We start from the raw sequence: 16,963 nt of genomic DNA on the forward strand, positions 1-16,963 counted from the left end.
GCTGACTTGGCCCAGTTTGACAGGACGTGACTCATGCCCGCCTTTGTTATTTCGCTCTGGCACCAGATTGTATTGTCTTCACCGTTATTTGTTCTGCTTGCTCTGGGGTACTGTTTGGTGCGATTCGGTAAGTGGCCATCCACTATCACCGATGGTCTGACCCGCTTTGTCTTCTCCCTCGCGCTACCCGCCATGCTGTTTCGTATGATGTGCGATTTCTCCGAGCGTCCAGCGGTGGATGCCCGCCTGCTGATCGCCTTTTTTGGCAGTTGCCTGGTGGTGTTTGTTATCGGCCGAATTATCGCCAGTCGGGTATTTCATCTGGATGGTGTATCCGGTTCGGTATTTGCCCTCGGTGGGATTTTCTCCAATAACGTGATGTTAGGGCTGCCCATCGCCACCATTATGTTGGGGGAGAAATCCATTCCGGCAGTGGCGTTGGTATTGGTATTTAACGGCCTAATTTTATGGACATTGGTGACAATCTCGGTGGAGTGGGCGCGCAATGGATCGCCGACTATGGCGGGTTTTGTGAAAACGGCACGTAGTGTGCTGACCAATCCGCTGATTATCGGGATTATCTCCGGCACCTTATTCAGCCTGACCGGTTTGCAACTGCCGCAGTTTATCGACCAGCCCGTCACCATGCTGGGGCAGGTCGCGCCACCGCTGTCACTGATCGTGTTGGGCATGGGGCTGGCGGAGTATCGAGTCACCGAGGGTTGGCAAATCAGCAGTGCTATCTGTTTCCTTAAATTGATTGTTCAGCCGATGGTGATTTGGGCGCTGGCGTGGGCGATGAATCTACCCGTGCTGGAAACGCAGGTGGTGGTATTGCTGGGTTCAATGGCGACTGGCGTGAATGTTTATCTGATGTCGCGCCAGTTCAATGTGCTAACCGGCCCCGCCGCCGCCAGTCTGGTGATGTCCACGGTTCTAGCCGCGGTCACCACCCCGCTGATTTTGACCATTATCGGGGTTGGCATGTAGCCCCCAATGGGTACATAGTCGCTGCTAAGATTTAGTCTGGTGGGCTTTTGGTTAGCGAAACCATTTTCCCATCAATAACCTTATTGAAGCTCGCATTATTTTGCTCATGATTGGGTTCAATGCCGAGTAATGGATGGGCTAGCTTCAGTGTTAAGTCGCGTATCAAGGATATTCACGGTGTTACTTCACTGCCAAAGCGGGGGGAGTTGAGCTCAAAAAACTTGAATCGCTAATTGTGTCACTCATTTGTACTAGCTGTTTGATAAAACACTCAATTGCAGCCAGTAGCTCTTGTGCAGAATAATCGGAAAGGTAAACACGCTGCTGTAAGATCAAAGACATTGTGGTCTCCTCAATGCAGAGCACTGCGGCTCTTAGTCTTAAGGCATTGAGGTTCGATATTAAACATAGTGTGAGCAAATGTTCTGATAAACAATCCTGAAGCGAGGCGACATACCCTGTAAGCACTAGCCCATCGCCAGCCTCCTCTATCAAAAGCGCTTTGTCGCCAATGGCTAAAGTCAGGCAACCTCTTTCATCAAAAGAGAGCTCTTCAATTTCTAGTCGTTTGCTCAAGTCGGATATCATTACTGAAAGACGATGATCCATAAGTACTCCCTGGTGCAGGTAAGTAATCAATACTCAATTCTTCTTAACAGATCTTGATGCACTAACTAAATAGTAGGCTCTGGCCCTTGAGTTTTAATATCAGGTATTACCCCTAATTCGCTCACTATCTTGCCCCGGTATTTGAGGGTTTTTGCGAGGAGACACTAATTGCTTCTTTTTTGTACTGATGTAAACGCACTTGGTGAAAAACTTGTGTCCCGCTTCCGTTACAATTGCACTTTATCATCTCATTGAGCCAAATTATCGTGCCGTTACTGGTCATTACCACCATTTTGTGGGCATTTTCTTTTAGCCTGATTGGCGAATATCTGGCAGGGCAGGTGGATAGCTGGTTCTCCGTGTTGATGCGGGTTGGACTCGCGACGCTGGTCTTTTTGCCATTCCTGCGCTGGCGCAATATCCACTGGCGGGTGATCCTGCTGTACATGGTGGTGGGTGCCATTCAGCTAGGTATCATGTACCTATTCAGCTTCCGCGCTTATCTCTACCTGACGGTGCCGGAATTTTTGCTGTTCACCGTGATGACCCCGCTGTATGTCACCTTAATTTATGATTTACTGCGCCGTCAGCGCCTGCGTTGGGGTTATGCCCTCAGTGCATTATTGGCGGTAGTGGGGGCGGCAATCATTCGTTATGACCACCTGAGCGAGCATTTTTGGTGGGGATTGGTGCTGGTACAGGCGGCAAATCTCTGTTTTGCCATCGGGCAGGTGGGATACAAGCGGCTAATGGAGGTCCACCCGATCCCGCAGCATGTGGCCTTCTCATGGTTCTACGTCGGGGCATTTTTAGTGGCAGTCTTTGCCTGGTTTGCTTTTGGCAATCCACAAAAACTGCCGACCACGGAATTACAGTGGGGCGTGCTGGTATGGCTCGGGGTAGGCGCTTCTGGCTTAGGCTATTTCATGTGGAACTACGGCGCGACACAGGTTGATGCCGGCACCTTGGGTATCATGAATAACGTGCATGTTCCGGCTGGGTTACTGGTGAATCTGGCCATCTGGCAGGAGAAACCCCATTGGCCCAGCTTTATTATTGGGGCAACGGTGATAATGGCCTCGCTGTGGGTGCACCGGCGTTGGGTCGCTCCGCATTCTTTACAAAGGGCAGATGATCGCAAGCGTGCTGCCGGGCCGAACGAATAAACGCCTCAGTAACCGGTTGTCGCTGCTCTCCATCACGGACGGCAGCGTATAACCGGCTCCATAAGCCATCCCCCAGTGTTTTCGTGGTAATCAACCCCTGACGTTCAAAGCTCTCCACCACCCAATGGGGGAGTGCGGCGATCCCCATCCTTGCGGACACCATTTGGATCAGCAGCAAGGTGTTATCGACATTTTTCAGCACCGGATTGACGCCTGACGGTTGCAGGAAATGCCGCCAGATATCTAATCGCTGCCGCTGCACCGGGTAAATCATCAACACTTCTGGCGCTAAATCTTCTGGCTCGATGCGGGCTTTATTGGCTAATGGGTGATCTGGTGCCAGTACCAAACGCACCTCAAAATCAAACATCGGCGAATAGTGCAAACCACTGCGCGGCAAAATATCTGATGTCAGCACCAGATCCAGCTCCCCTTGTTGCAGGGCGGGTTGCGGGTCGAAGGTCACGCCGGATTGGAAGTCCATCGCCACTTGCGGCCAGTTTTTGTGGAAGTTATCCAACGCGGGCGTCAGCCATTGAATGCAGCTATGGCACTCGATGGCGATACGCAGCGCAGTTTGGTGCGGCTCGTTGCAGGTTTGCAGCGCCTGTTTTATCTGTGGCAGCACTTGTTCTGCCAGCTGCAATAGGATCTCTCCCTGCGTGGTGAAACGCAGCGGCTGGCTTTTACGCACAAACAGACGAAAGCCCAGACGTTGTTCCAGATCGCTGAATTGATGGGACAAGGCCGATTGGGTCTGATGAAGTTGTGTCGCCGCCGCCGCCAGCGAGCCGGTATTACGCAAAGCTTGCAAGGTGCGTAAGTGTTTCAGTTCGATCATGAGAGTCCTTCACAGTGACAGTGAACAAATTGCGCTTGTGGATTATACAGTACCTGCTGATTATGGATGTGTAAACATCTGGATGGCTAAATGGGAAATATGACGATGACAATTTTAAATCACACACTGGGTTTTCCGCGTGTAGGTCTGAAACGTGAACTGAAAAAAGCACAAGAAAGTTACTGGGCAGGCAACTCCACGCAAGAAGAATTGCTCAATGTGGGTCGTGAATTGCGCGCCCGCCATTGGCAACAACAGCAGCAAGCTGGCGTTGATTTAGTGCCAGTGGGCGACTTTGCTTGGTATGACCATGTATTGACCACCAGTTTGCTGCTGGGTAACGTCCCAGATCGCCATCAAAATACCGATGGCTCAATTGATTTGGATACCCTATTCCGCATTGGCCGTGGCCGCGCACCTACTGGCAAGCCAGCGGCTGCAGCAGAAATGACCAAATGGCTTAATACCAACTATCACTACATGGTGCCGGAGTTCCAGCAAGGCCAGCAGTTCAAACTGGGCTGGACTCAACTGCTGGATGAAGTGGATGAAGCACTGGCCTTGGGCCACAAGATTAAACCTGTGCTGCTCGGCCCAGTGACTTACTTGTGGCTGGGTAAAGTGAAAGGTGAACAGTTCGACCGTCTCTCATTGCTGAAAGATATTCTGCCGGTTTACCAGCAAGTCTTGGCCGAACTGGCTAAACGCGGTATCGAGTGGGTACAGATTGATGAACCAGCACTGGTGTTGGAACTTCCGCAAGAGTGGCTGGATGCCTATCAACCGGCTTATCAAGCATTGCAGGGCCAAGTTAAATTGCTGCTGACCACCTATTTCGACAGCATCGGTCATAACCTCGACACTATCCGTGCACTACCAGTGCAAGGTCTGCATGTTGATGTGGTTGCTGGTCAGGATGATATTGCGGTGCTGAATACAAAACTGCCAAAAGAGTGGCTGCTATCACTGGGGGTTATCAATGGCCGCAATGTCTGGCGTGCTGATCTCAGTCATTGGTTCGAGCGCTTGCAACCGCTGATTAATAGCCGCCCGTTATGGCTTGGCAGCTCCTGTTCCCTATTACATAGCCCGATTGACTTAAGTGAAGAGACGCGTCTTGATGCCGAAGTGAAAAGCTGGTTCGCCTTTGCCCTGCAAAAATGTGCTGAGCTGGCATTACTGACTCAGGCGCTGAATGCACCGAGTGAAGCCAAGCTGGCAGAACTGGCCGCTTACAGTGCGCCAATCCGCGCCCGCCATGCTTCCAGCCGTGTACATAATGCACAAGTTGAGCGACGTCTGGCGGCGATCACTGCCCAAGATATTGAGCGCCAACTGCCTTATGCAGCCCGCGCTGAAGCGCAGCGTAAACGTTTTAACTTGCCAGCCTGGCCGACCACCACTATCGGTTCATTCCCACAAACCACCGAGATCCGTGGCCTGCGTCTGGACTTCAAGCAAGGCCGTTTGGACGGGAAAAACTACCGCACCGGTATCAGCGAGCATATCAAGCAAGCTATCGCGGAACAGGAGCGTTTGGGTCTGGATGTGCTGGTGCATGGTGAAGCTGAACGTAATGACATGGTGGAGTATTTTGGCGAGCATCTGGACGGTTTTGTGTTTACACAAAATGGTTGGGTGCAGAGCTACGGGTCACGCTGTGTGAAGCCACCAGTGATTATTGGTGACATCAGCCGCCCAGAAGCCATCACGGTTGAGTGGGCGAAATATGCTCAGTCGCTGACGGATAAACCAGTAAAAGGCATGTTGACCGGGCCGGTCACCATTCTGTGCTGGTCATTCCCACGCGAAGATGTCAGCCGCGAAACCATCGCCAAACAAATTGCGCTGGCACTGCGTGATGAAGTGGAAGATCTTGAAAAGGCAGGTATTGGTATCATCCAGATTGATGAGCCAGCACTGCGTGAAGGGTTACCGTTGCGCCGTGCCGACTGGCAAGCTTATCTGCAATGGGCGGTCGATGCCTTTAAATTGAATGCGGCTGTCGCGCAAAACGATACCCAAATTCATACCCACATGTGTTACTGCGAGTTCAATGACATCATGGATTCTATTGCTGCGCTGGATGCGGATGTGATTACCATCGAAACTTCCCGCTCAGATATGGAGCTGCTGGAATCATTCGAAGATTTCGCCTATCCGAATGAAATTGGTCCCGGCGTTTATGATATTCATTCGCCGAATGTGCCAAGTGTGGAATGGATTGAAGCACTATTACGCAAAGCGGCTCAGCGCATCCCAGCAGAACGTTTGTGGGTTAACCCAGACTGCGGTCTGAAAACTCGTGGCTGGCCGGAAACCCGTCAAGCATTGGCAAACATGGTGCTGGCCGCACAGCGTTTACGTGAAGAGCAGATCTGATTGATTTGTGTTGTCGACTTGGGCGCATATTGCGCCCTTGAGGTTATTGACAAACTCAGCATCAAGCCAGGTACGTGAAGGGGCGCTTCGGTCGCTTACGCGACTACGACCCCAACGGAACATTTCCCTTCAATCGACTTTGTCAGCACTTTGTGGGCACTATTTACCCTCTTCAGGGACCGGATTAGCGGCCACGCCGTGTTGAGCAAACCAATCGAGCATTCGCTGCCAGCCATCCAGCGCTGACTCCGCATGATAGCTGGGGCGATAGTCCGAATTAAACGCGTGGCCGGCCTCCGGATAGACAATGATTTCGGCGTCAGCATTTGCGGCGCGCAATGCTTGCCGCATGATGTCGACATGCTCTGGCGTGATACTGCCATCTTTACCGCCATACAGTCCCAGTACTGGCGCACTGAGATCGATAGCGACATCAACCGGATATTTCGGTAGCAGTAAGGTTTTTTCACCCACCAATTTGCCATACCAAGCTACGGCGGCTTTGAGCTGCGGGTTATGGGCAGCATACAGCCAGGCGATTCGGCCACCCCAGCAAAATCCTGTAATCGCCAATTTATTGGTATCACCGCCATGGCGAGAGGCCCAGTGCGCTGTGTGATCAAGATCGACCATGACTTGACGGTCTGGTACTTTGCTCACCAGATTTTTAACTAACGCATTGATATCGTCATATTCTTTGGCGTCACCTTGGCGAAAATACAACTCTGGTGCGATAGCCAGATATCCCTGCTTCGCCAACCTGCGGCAGATATCCTGCATATGCTCATGTACGCCAAAAATCTCCTGCACGACTATCACTATGGGAAATGGTCCGGTGTGTTGGGCAGGCTTGGCAATATAAGCCGGTAACTCATCACCCTGAGACGGAATAGTGGTTTCTCCGCAGTGAATACCTTGTTGATCGGTATGGCGGGTCGTCGAGGCCAATGGCGCTACCGCAGGTGTGAAGCCGCCTGCTGCCTGCCTGAGAGTCATAAGTAGATCAGTTTTCACTGTGGTCTCCTTGCAGATGAGGAAAAGTTACCCAATAAACTGTTGCTGCGGTGTTGTCCGTTATCGACTTTAACTATAGGTAATCTTTGAGATTAATGGGATCAGGTTTTGTCGTGATCGGTCACTTTGCGGTGACATAAAAGGGGGTCGATAAGTTAGGCTAAAAATACTGAAAAGATATTGGTACAACATTAATCAATGAGTTCTATCATTGCTATTTGCATACAAAATAACTACTACTGGCGACTGTTTTTGGATGATAAATAACCTGAATTAATATTTAGTGTGATATTGGTCACGATTGTAATGTATTCGGTATTATCATTTCTTTTATCAAAGTGACTATCGTCACGAAATAATGTGATGATTTTGAGTAAAGTATTCCTTTATACCTCCCTACAACATCTCTCATGAAAGAGGAGTCTCACACATGGCTAAATCCGACGTTTTTCACTTGGGCCTGACTAAAAATGATCTGCAAGGGGCAACTCTGGCTATCGTGCCGGGTGATCCACAGCGTGTTGAGAAAATCGCTAAATTGATGGATAACCCAGTACATCTGGCTTCTCATCGTGAATTTACCTCATGGCGTGCTGAGTTAGACGGCAAAGCGGTAATTGTTTGCTCAACCGGTATTGGCGGCCCTTCGACGTCGATTGCCGTTGAAGAGTTAGCGCAGCTCGGTGTTCGGACTTTCCTACGTATTGGTACTACTGGCGCTATTCAGTCACATATTAATGTTGGTGATGTTTTGGTGACCACGGCGGCGGTGCGTTTAGACGGTGCCAGCCTACACTTTGCCCCCATGGAGTTCCCAGCAGTGGCCGATTTTGCCTGCACAACCGCACTGGTTAATGCTGCAAAATCAGTGGGCGCAACTACCCACATTGGCGTGACCGCCTCTTCAGATACCTTCTATCCAGGGCAAGAGCGCTACGACACTTTCTCAGGCCGTGTTGTTCGCCGTTTTAAAGGCTCCATGGAAGAGTGGCAATCTATGGGCGTGATGAATTATGAAATGGAATCTGCAACCTTGTTAACCATGTGTGCCAGCCAGGGCTTGCGTGCCGGTATGGTCGCCGGGGTGATTGTCAACCGTACCCAGCAAGAGATCCCGAACGAAGAAACCATGAAAGCGACCGAAAGTCATGCGGTGAAAATTGTGGTAGAAGCGGCGCGCCACCTGCTGTAACTGTTCGCTGTTTATGGACCAAGTGCCAATCAAATCGCAACAAACGGGTCAGTTTACTGGCCCGTTGAGGTTATTGGCAAAGTGCCAGCGGCGGAGAGAACAGGCAGATCGTAAAGACGCCATCAATCCCTCCCTGGAGGCTCGAACCGCGCCCTCCCTGGCGCGGACGCTTTACTCTTCTGCCCGTCCTCACCGCTCCAGATCGAGTCATCGAGGTTTGTCAGCAGTCTGAAGCGGGTCAGTTTACTGGCCCGTTTTTTATTCTATCCGGTTATCTGGTAAGGTCGTAGCTCACATAAAGGACAATAATAAGAGGAAAACATGACGAAACCTGCGCTCTCTCATCCTTCCCTGTTGCCACTGGATGGTGGCATTAACTTTCGTGATCTCGGGGGTAACCTTGCCGCTGATGCTCGGCGCATCAAGCGAGGCTTGCTATTCCGCTCCGGTTCACTCGATCGCTTGAGTGCCAAAGATTGTGATGTTCTCAGTCGCGGCCCTGCTGCTCAAATTCTTGATTACCGTGATGCTGATGAGGTTCAGGCCAAACCCGATGTGGTGTGGCAAGGGGCCAGCTACCTCAACACCCCAGCCAACCCGCTCAGTAGCGAGGTGAATGCCAATCTGGAAAAACTGACTAATGAGACGCTAGCGGCATTTGATGCCCGCGCCTTTATGTTAGAGCTTTATCACCGATTGCCGTTTAATAATCAGGCTTATAAGCAACTGACAGGTTTGCTGCAAAACTGTGCTTCATCAGAGCATGCTGCTGCCAGTGTCGTGCAGCATTGCGCTGTAGGCAAAGATCGCACCGGTGTGGGATCTGCGCTGGTGCTATTTGCGCTAGGTGCCGATGAATCAACGGTATTAGAAGACTACCTGTTGACCGAAACCACACTGACGCCTTTCCGTGAACATATGCTGGCTGAGCTATCACTGAAACTCAACGATCAGGCGCTAGGACAATTTGCTTTCGTGCTGTCAGCTAGAGAAGAGTTTATTCAAACTGCGCTGCGTAGCATTCAAGAGCGATATGGTAGTCGCGAGCATTGGCTGCAACATGAATTTGGTCTAGGCAGCCTCGAGCGTGAAAAGTTACAGTCCTATTTCTTAGAGTAATTGTTTTCCTGCTCGCCATTCATCCGTTTTTATCTCGCACTGAGCCACCACTGAGTGGCTCTTTTTAACCGCTTAATAATACAAACTACCGCTTAACCAGATCGCTGATATTTCTCTTAGGCGTCAGGCGTATGTTAACGCCTGACAAATTCCCTGGAGAGAATGCTCATGCAACATGCGATTACCTTTGTTATCGCGTCCGCGTGTATCCTGACAATCTGCTACCGTTTATACGGTATCTTTTTTGTTCGTAAGGTACTGCGGGTCGATGACAGTGAAGTAACACCTTCCCACACCTTTGAAGATGGTAAAGATTACGTTCCGACTAAAAAATGGGTGAACTTTGGTAGCCACTTTGCAGCAATCGCTGCGGCTGGTCCCTTGGTTGGCCCTGTGCTGGCAGCCCAATACGGCTATTTACCCGGCTTCCTGTGGCTACTGATCGGTTGTGTTATCGGCGGTGCCGTTCACGATACCGTGGTTCTGTTTGCGTCGATGAGACATCAAGGGAAATCCCTGTCTGAAGTCGCTAAATCAGAACTTGGTCCGGTCGCTGGCTGGTGCACCGGTCTTGCAATGCTGTTCATTATCACTATCACCATGGCCGGGTTATCGATGGTTGTGGTACATGCCTTGGAACGTAACCCTTGGGGTACTTTCGCGGTATTCATGACAATCCCGATCGCTATCTGCGTAGGTTTATGGGAGCGCATGACCGGAAGCATGAAAGGGGCCTCTTATGTCGGTATCGCCGCTATTATGGTGTGCGTATTTGTCGGCCCTTACATTGAAGGCACTTGGCTCGGCGACTGGTTAATGCTGAAAGCAGATACTGTAAGTATTATTCTGCCTATGTATGCTTTCTTTGCGACTGCCTTACCTGTTTGGATGTTATTGACTCCTCGTGGTTACCTTTCCAGTTTTATGAAAATCGGTGTGTTCGGCGCGCTGATTGTTGGTGTTGTATTTATTAACCCCGAAATTCAATTCCCAGCATTAACACAATTTATCCATGGTGGTGGCCCAGTTCTGGCAGGCCCAGTCTGGCCGTTTATCTCTATCACCATTGCTTGTGGTGCTATTTCTGGTTTCCATGCCTTTATCGGCTCAGGGACAACGCCAAAACAGATCGACAAGTGGAGCGATATCTTACCCGTTGGCTTTGGTGCGATGCTGGCCGAATGTATGGTTGGGGTTATGGCCCTGATCGCGGCAACTTCTCTGCATCCTGCTGACTACTTTGCAATTAACTCTTCCGCCGAAGCCTGGAGCTTGCTGGGTATGGAAGTGGTTAACCTGCCACAGTTGAGCCAAGAAATTGGTCTGGATCTCTATGGCCGTACTGGTGGTGCTGTCACCTTAGCGGTTGGTATGACGGATATCTTTATTCGTGTGCCATGGTTCAGTAGCATGGCAGCTTACTTCTTCCAGTTTGTTGTTATGTTTGAAGCTGTATTTATCCTAACCGCCGTTGACTCCGGCACTCGTGTTGCCCGCTACTTACTGCAAGATTTCTTGGGTGACATCTGGGCACCACTGAAACGTACCGACTGGTTACCTGGCACCTTGGCATGTAGTGTTATCGCTTGTGCGTTATGGGGTTATCTCCTTAACTCGGGTGACATCAACTCGGTTTGGGCGCTATTCGGTGTATCTAACCAGTTAATGGCCTCTGTTGGTTTAATCATTGGTGCCACTATTATTCTGCGGTTGGCAACCAAGCGTATATATATGCTGACCTGTGTGATTCCTCTCGCTTATCTGTTCGTGACCGTAAACTACGCGGGCTACTGGATGATCACTCACGTGTACTTCAACTCAGCAGCGAAGGGTTACAACCTGTTCAACGGCATTATCTCTATTATCATGATGACGCTGGGTGTCATTATTCTGATATCAGCACTGAAAAAATGGCGTGAACTGTGGATTCGCAGGTCTGCCGAGATGACTGGCAATAAAGTGGTGACTGCGAACGCCTGATATCTCTGTTTTTACTGATTCCTGCGTTAACCTATATAAGCGGTCGGAATCTTCCGGCCGTTTATTATTTGTTAAGCCAAGTTAGCAATACATTGAGTATGCTAATGGTCACCTTATTAACAATAGGAAAACGCATGTGACACTGAATGACATCATTACTATCACTATTGATTTTGTTCGCGAACATGAGTCATGGGCCATGCCTATCGTCTTTATTCTCGCTTTTGGTGAGTCCCTCGCCTTCCTTTCCTTACTGCTGCCTGCAACGGTTATCTTGCTTGGACTGGGGGCGCTAATTGGTGAAAGTGGTATCTCATTCTGGCCAATTTGGGCCGCCGCCTCCGCCGGTGCTTTTTTTGGCGATTGGGTCTCATACTGGGTTGGCATCCATTACAAAGACCGTGTCAGCACCCTGTGGCCACTCTCCCGCAATCCCCAGTTACTGGTGCGCGGCCATGCGTTTTTTGAGCGCTGGGGGTTCTTTGGTGCCTTTATTGGCCGCTTCTTTGGCCCATTACGCGCAGTCGTTCCTTTGGTTGCGGGCATCTGTGCCATGCCAAAATTCTATTTCCAATTAGCTAATATCACTTCTGCCCTTATTTGGGCATTTGGCATTCTGGCCCCAGGCGCATTCGGTATTCAGTGGTTTTCTCGCTGGATAGATTAAGTCCATAAATGGCATGCCGGTGGCCAACGGGTGACAGTTTTAGCCTAATCTTGCGCAAAATAGCGAGTGCTTTTTTATCTGCTTGTTATTTATGCGCACAGCTTCGCAAGACGGAATGTAACGGAAAAACACTCTGGACATCCATACAGTATCCCCTTACCTTGACTGACATTAGGTTAATGGGGAGATAACCGTGGATATCAGTTTATTTTATGGGCTGGGGGGCTGCTTAATTGGCGGGCTGATAGGTTGGTTGATTGCCAGCTTGTATCAGCAGCGCAACAAAGCACAACAAGATATTGAGCGGCGATTACTGGAGCAGACACTACAGCAAGCTCAGCAGAATACGCTGGATTTACAGGTGACCTTGCAACGTAATGAGCAGCAATTACGGCAAGATGAGTTGGAGCTGCGCAATTTGCACAGTCAACTCGCAGCCAATGCTGAAAAACTGCAACAGTTGGCTCATTGGCGTAGTGAATGTGATCAACTCAATCAAGAGTTGCGTGCTCAAAGAGAAGTGAATAGCGCCCAAGAGGCAGAGCTGCGGGAAGTGACCATTCGCCTTGAAGAGACGCGCCTGACCGCAGAAGAGAAGCAGCGTTTACTCCTTAACAGTGAACAGCGGCTGACCACGCAATTCGAAAATCTGGCTAACCGTATTTTTGAACAGACGGGACGGCGGGCAGATGAACAAAATAAGCAGAGTTTGGACCGCTTGTTGTTGCCCTTACGGGAACAGCTAGATGGCTTCCGCCGCCAAGTTCAGGACAGTTTTGGGCAGGAAGCTCGAGAACGCCACACGCTGACCCATGAAATTCGTAGCCTACAACAACTCAATGCCCAAATGGCACGAGAAGCACTAAACCTCACCAAGGCTCTAAAAGGAGATAATAAAACTCAGGGGAACTGGGGCGAAGTGGTGCTGGCTAAAGTGTTGGAAGCATCAGGGCTGCGTGAAGGTTATGAGTATCAAACTCAGGTGAGTGTAAAAATTGATAGCAATAGCCGTATGCAGCCGGATGTTATCGTCCGCTTGCCGCAGGGGAAAGATGTTGTTATTGATGCCAAAATGTCGCTGGTGGCTTATGAGCGTTACTTTAATAGTGAGGATGATGCTGAGCGAGAAGTCGCATTGAATGAACATTTATCGTCGCTGCGTGCCCATATCAGAATGTTAGGTCGCAAGGATTATCAACAACTGCCTGGCTTACGCTCACTGGATTATGTATTGATGTTTATCCCAGTAGAGCCTGCCTTTTTGGTGGCTATCGACCGCCAACCCGAATTGATCAGTGAGGCGCTACAGCACAACATTATGTTGGTTAGCCCAACAACATTGCTGGTGGCTTTACGGACTATCACTAATTTATGGCGCTACGAGCATCAAAGCCAAAACGCACAACGTATCGCTGAAAGGGCCGCCAAACTCTATGACAAATTACGTTTATTTGTTGATGATATGGAGTCATTGGGGCAAAGCCTCGATAAAGCACAGCTAAGTTATCGTCAGGCAATGAACAAACTGTCGCAAGGCCGTGGTAATCTGATAGGGCAAGTTGAAGGTTTTCGCACTCTGGGGGTCGAAGTAAAACGGCCTATCAGTCCATCATTGGCAGAGAAAGCCAGCATGGAAGATCAACCAGAGGGTGATTTAGCGCTATCCGATGATGCGGAATCAGAAGCATACCCCAGTAAGACGGGTATAGATGATCCCACACCGCTGAAGTATCAGGGTTAGTTGCATGCTCCTCTTCTAAAGGATGTCGAGAAGACTGCGGTTAAGTAGTCGCCTTAATGCCAGGTGAAGTGGGGCTTTCATTGGAGTTCTGGTACACTTCCTCGAAAGATTGACTGAAAAGCAGGCATAAAAAATGGTAGATCAGGAGAAGGAAACCACTCATTTTGGTTTCCGCACCGTAGCCAAAGAAAAAAAAGAAGGCATGGTGGCAGAAGTTTTTCATTCCGTAGCCGCTAAATACGATCTGATGAATGACCTGATGTCGTTCGGCGTTCACCGTATTTGGAAGCGTTTTACCATTGACTGTAGCGGTGTCCGTCGCGGTCAGCGGGTATTAGATCTAGCTGGTGGCACTGGAGATTTGACGGCCAAGTTCTCTCGCCTTGTAGGTGAGCAAGGTGAAGTGGTTCTAGCTGATATCAATGAATCTATGTTGCGTATGGGCCGTGAAAAGCTGCGTGACAAAGGTATTGTTGGTAATGTCAGCTATGTGCAGGCCAATGCTGAGGCACTACCTTTCCCTGATAATTACTTTGATTGCATTACTATTTCATTTGGTTTGAGAAATGTCACCGAAAAAGAAAAAGCGCTGCGTTCAATGTTTCGAGTCTTAAAACCCGGTGGTCGTTTACTCGTTCTTGAATTCTCCAAACCGCTTTTGGAGCCTTTGAGCAAAGCCTATGATGCTTACTCCTTCCATATCTTGCCCAAAATTGGTGAGCTTGTGGCTCAGGATTCTGAAAGTTACCGTTATTTGGCGGAATCTATTCGGATGCACCCTGATCAAGAAACACTCAAAGGCATGATGATTGATGCTGGGTTCGAAAACGTAACTTATTCCAATTTAACCGGTGGCATTGTTGCCTTACATCGGGGCTTTAAGTTTTAACAGGAATATGGATATGCCGCTAAGAACACTGTTATTTAAGCCATTTTCATTAAAACCAAGACGGTTGTCGCCACTCGTAACAGCCACTATAGAAACATCATTAAATAGTGTGCTATTTCGCGATAAGAGTATGAAAGCTGCGCGTTTACGTTTGGTGGGGAAGGTCTTGCGTATCGAACTACGTGAGATGAGCTTTCCTTTGCTACTCATATTCAGCGAACGACAGGTGGATGTTTTAAGTCAATGGGATGGTGATGCGGACTGCATAGTAAAAACGGAAGTTGCTGTGTTGGCAAAACTGCGTGATCGGCAGCAACTTTCACCTCTAATGCGTAGTGGTGAACTGATCGTCGAAGGTGACATTCAGGTCGTTCAACAACTTGTTGCTCTTTTGGACCTCGCTGAGTGGGATCCTGCTGAATGGCTGGCACCCTATATCGGTGATATTGCAGCAGAAACCATTGGGCAGGTGGTACATAAGAGTAGCCATTTTTTCCGTGAGCAATTGCGACAGCAGAAACACTATCTTGCTGAAGCGATAACTGAAGAATGGAAAATGGCTCCAGCGCCACTGGAAGTGGTGTGGTTTAACGAAGAAGTTGATGCCACAGCCCGAGCGACTGAGGCTTTGAGTGCCAGATTGGCAACCATGGAGACAAAACAATGACGCCAGGAGAACTTCGGCGCCTGTATCTAATTATTCGGGTTTTCTTGAGCTATGGGCTGGATGAATTAATCCCGAAAATACGTTTGACGCTACCACTACGCATTGGTCGTTATCTGTTTTTCTGGCTGCCAAATCGCCATAAAGAGATGCCTTTGGGTGAGCGCTTACGCCTTGCCTTGCAAGAATTAGGACCAGTCTGGATCAAGTTTGGTCAGATGATGTCCACCCGCCGAGATCTCTTTCCACCGACAATAGCCGATCAACTTGCAATGTTACAGGATCGGGTTGCTCCCTTTGATGGCGCACTTGCCAGAAAGCACATTGAAATCGCGATGGGTGGGCCTTTAGAAACATGGTTTGACGATTTTGACCAGCAAGCACTGGCTTCCGCTTCTATTGCTCAAGTACACACCGCGCGCTTAAAGCATAACGGTCAGGAAGTGGTGCTTAAAGTTATTCGCCCTGATATCTTGCCGATTATCAAGGCTGACGTGCGCTTGATGTACCGTTTGGCAGGCTGGGTCCCCAAACTTCTACCCGATGGACGTAGATTGCGTCCACGCGAAGTGGTGCGTGAATACGAAAAAACACTGCTTGATGAGCTAAACCTGCTGCGTGAAGCGGCTAACGCCATTCAATTGCGCCGTAATTTTGAAAACAGTCCCATGCTCTATATCCCCGAAGTCTATTCAGACTATTGCCGGGAAAGTGTCTTGGTGATGGAGCGGATTTACGGCATCCCAGTATCTGATATTGCTGCTTTGGAAGCTCAAGGCACAAATATGAAACTGCTGGCTGAGCGCGGGGTTCAAGTCTTCTTCACTCAGGTTTTCCGCGACAGTTTTTTCCATGCAGATATGCATCCAGGGAATATTTTTGTCAGCTATGAGCATCCTCATGATCCACTTTATATCGGCATTGACTGCGGTATCGTCGGCTCACTGAATAAAGCGGATAAGCGTTATCTTGCTGAAAACTTTATTGCTTTCTTTAACCGCGACTACCGACGGGTTGCGGAATTACATGTTGATTCAGGCTGGGTTCCCCGTGATACCAATGTTGAAGATTTCGAGTTCGCTATCCGCACTGTTTGTGAGCCTATTTTCGAAAAACCACTGGCAGAGATATCATTCGGGCATGTGCTGTTGAATCTCTTTAATACTGCGCGCCGTTTTAACATGGAAGTGCAACCGCAGCTCGTGCTGTTGCAGAAAACCTTGTTATATGTCGAAGGCTTAGGGCGTCAGTTATACCCTCAGCTTGATCTTTGGACGACGGCCAAACCTTTCCTTGAAAGTTGGCTACGGGATCAAGTCGGTCTACCGGCAGTGCTCCGTGCATTGAAAGAAAAAGCGCCTTTCTGGGCTGAAAAATTTCCTGAGTTGCCAGAACTGGTTTACGACAGCTTACAGCAGCATAAATTATTACAACAAAGTGTGGATAAACTCACTATACAGATACAAGGGCAGCAACAACGTCAGGGACAGTCACGGTATTTGTTTGGTGTTGGCGCTACACTATTAGTGAGCGGTACTATTTTATTCTTGGCCAATGCAGCCGAAATATCTATAGGGTTCATCGCTGCGGGAGTACTGGCTTGGTTCGTTGGTTGGCGACGTACTCGTTAAAATATTTATCGCTCAAAGTGCCAGATTATGGGCTAGTTCAAAGTGCGGTAAGTTAGATTAGTATTCACAAAAGCTATA

14 protein-coding genes are annotated in these 16,963 nt (G+C 49.3%); 11 read left to right on the plus strand and 3 right to left on the minus strand.

What is annotated here, in order from left to right:
- Positions 1-33: 33 nt before the first annotated feature.
- Positions 34-990 (plus strand): AEC family transporter, encoded by a 957-nt coding sequence (locus ACZ76_RS10455; protein WP_048618891.1) that lies wholly within the window; start codon positions 34-36, stop codon positions 988-990.
- A 180-nt stretch (positions 991-1,170) separates the two neighbouring features.
- On the opposite strand, the gene ACZ76_RS10460 is transcribed toward ACZ76_RS10455, so the two are convergent.
- A complete protein-coding gene (locus tag ACZ76_RS10460; RefSeq protein ID WP_048618892.1) occupies positions 1,171-1,599 on the minus strand; it encodes a type III secretion system chaperone in 429 nt (142 codons plus the stop codon).
- Positions 1,600-1,865: 266 nt separating this feature from the next.
- On the opposite strand from ACZ76_RS10460, the gene ACZ76_RS10465 reads away from it, so the two are divergent.
- The gene (locus tag ACZ76_RS10465; protein ID WP_048618893.1) at positions 1,866-2,765 is read left to right on the plus strand and encodes a carboxylate/amino acid/amine transporter; all 900 of its coding nucleotides are present in this window, start codon (positions 1,866-1,868) and stop codon (positions 2,763-2,765) included.
- Here ACZ76_RS10465 and metR read toward each other — a convergent pair.
- The gene (gene metR / locus ACZ76_RS10470; RefSeq protein WP_048618894.1) at positions 2,653-3,606 is read right to left on the minus strand and encodes an HTH-type transcriptional regulator MetR; all 954 of its coding nucleotides are present in this window, start codon (positions 3,604-3,606) and stop codon (positions 2,653-2,655) included. The genes ACZ76_RS10465 and metR overlap by 113 nt on opposite strands.
- A 105-nt stretch (positions 3,607-3,711) precedes the next feature.
- Between metR and metE the strand changes: the two genes are divergently transcribed.
- Positions 3,712-5,988 carry a 5-methyltetrahydropteroyltriglutamate--homocysteine S-methyltransferase gene (gene metE, locus ACZ76_RS10475; RefSeq protein ID WP_074007643.1) on the plus strand — a complete coding sequence of 759 codons (2,277 nt, stop codon included), beginning with the start codon at positions 3,712-3,714 and terminating at the stop codon, positions 5,986-5,988.
- Positions 5,989-6,147: 159 nt separating this feature from the next.
- On the opposite strand, the gene ACZ76_RS10480 is transcribed toward metE, so the two are convergent.
- Entirely contained in the window at positions 6,148-7,002 is an 855-nt protein-coding gene (locus ACZ76_RS10480; RefSeq protein WP_048618896.1) for a dienelactone hydrolase family protein, read from the minus strand.
- A gap of 430 nt (positions 7,003-7,432) precedes the next feature.
- On the opposite strand from ACZ76_RS10480, the gene udp reads away from it, so the two are divergent.
- The 8 genes from udp to ubiB all read left to right on the plus strand — a co-directional run bounded on the left by udp (position 7,433) and on the right by ubiB (position 16,885).
- Complete coding sequence (gene udp, locus ACZ76_RS10485) at positions 7,433-8,194, plus strand: uridine phosphorylase (protein WP_004875869.1); 762 nt, start codon at positions 7,433-7,435, stop codon at positions 8,192-8,194.
- 321 nt (positions 8,195-8,515) lie between these two features.
- On the plus strand, positions 8,516-9,313 hold the full coding sequence (locus ACZ76_RS10490; RefSeq protein ID WP_048618897.1) for a tyrosine-protein phosphatase: 798 nt from the start codon (positions 8,516-8,518) through the stop codon (positions 9,311-9,313).
- Between the two features lie 168 nt (positions 9,314-9,481).
- Positions 9,482-11,293, plus strand: a complete 1,812-nt coding sequence (locus ACZ76_RS10495; RefSeq protein WP_048618898.1) for a carbon starvation CstA family protein — start codon at positions 9,482-9,484, stop codon at positions 11,291-11,293.
- A gap of 136 nt (positions 11,294-11,429) precedes the next feature.
- Complete coding sequence (locus ACZ76_RS10500) at positions 11,430-11,960, plus strand: DedA family protein (protein ID WP_048618899.1); 531 nt, start codon at positions 11,430-11,432, stop codon at positions 11,958-11,960.
- Between the two features lie 193 nt (positions 11,961-12,153).
- Positions 12,154-13,701 carry a DNA recombination protein RmuC gene (gene rmuC / locus ACZ76_RS10505; protein ID WP_048618900.1) on the plus strand — a complete coding sequence of 516 codons (1,548 nt, stop codon included), beginning with the start codon at positions 12,154-12,156 and terminating at the stop codon, positions 13,699-13,701.
- Between the two features lie 133 nt (positions 13,702-13,834).
- Entirely contained in the window at positions 13,835-14,590 is a 756-nt protein-coding gene (gene ubiE / locus ACZ76_RS10510) for a bifunctional demethylmenaquinone methyltransferase/2-methoxy-6-polyprenyl-1,4-benzoquinol methylase UbiE (RefSeq protein WP_004875874.1), read from the plus strand.
- Between the two features lie 13 nt (positions 14,591-14,603).
- Positions 14,604-15,257, plus strand: coding sequence for a ubiquinone biosynthesis protein UbiJ (ubiJ, locus tag ACZ76_RS10515; RefSeq protein ID WP_048618901.1), 654 nt, complete (start codon positions 14,604-14,606; stop codon positions 15,255-15,257).
- The gene (gene ubiB, locus ACZ76_RS10520) at positions 15,254-16,885 is read left to right on the plus strand and encodes a ubiquinone biosynthesis regulatory protein kinase UbiB (RefSeq protein WP_048618902.1); all 1,632 of its coding nucleotides are present in this window, start codon (positions 15,254-15,256) and stop codon (positions 16,883-16,885) included. The genes ubiJ and ubiB overlap by 4 nt, the downstream gene beginning before the upstream one ends.
- Positions 16,886-16,963: the final 78 nt, after the last annotated feature.

Source organism: Yersinia aleksiciae (genome assembly GCF_001047675.1).
GTDB classification, from domain to species: domain Bacteria; phylum Pseudomonadota; class Gammaproteobacteria; order Enterobacterales; family Enterobacteriaceae; genus Yersinia; species Yersinia aleksiciae.

Bases quoted from the DNA above. Each gene is read 5' to 3' on its own strand.
- udp (WP_004875869.1), top strand. From the start codon at position 7,433: ATGGCTAAATCCGACGTTTTTCACTTGGGCCTGACTAAAAATGATCTG.
- ACZ76_RS10460 (WP_048618892.1), bottom strand. From the start codon at position 1,599: ATGGATCATCGTCTTTCAGTAATGATATCCGACTTGAGCAAACGACTA.
- metR (WP_048618894.1), bottom strand. From the start codon at position 3,606: ATGATCGAACTGAAACACTTACGCACCTTGCAAGCTTTGCGTAATACC.
- ACZ76_RS10495 (WP_048618898.1), top strand. From the start codon at position 9,482: ATGCAACATGCGATTACCTTTGTTATCGCGTCCGCGTGTATCCTGACA.
- ubiE (WP_004875874.1), top strand. From the start codon at position 13,835: ATGGTAGATCAGGAGAAGGAAACCACTCATTTTGGTTTCCGCACCGTA.
- metE (WP_074007643.1), top strand. From the start codon at position 3,712: ATGACAATTTTAAATCACACACTGGGTTTTCCGCGTGTAGGTCTGAAA.
- ubiB (WP_048618902.1), top strand. From the start codon at position 15,254: ATGACGCCAGGAGAACTTCGGCGCCTGTATCTAATTATTCGGGTTTTC.
- ubiJ (WP_048618901.1), top strand. From the start codon at position 14,604: ATGCCGCTAAGAACACTGTTATTTAAGCCATTTTCATTAAAACCAAGA.
- ACZ76_RS10455 (WP_048618891.1), top strand. From the start codon at position 34: ATGCCCGCCTTTGTTATTTCGCTCTGGCACCAGATTGTATTGTCTTCA.
- ACZ76_RS10490 (WP_048618897.1), top strand. From the start codon at position 8,516: ATGACGAAACCTGCGCTCTCTCATCCTTCCCTGTTGCCACTGGATGGT.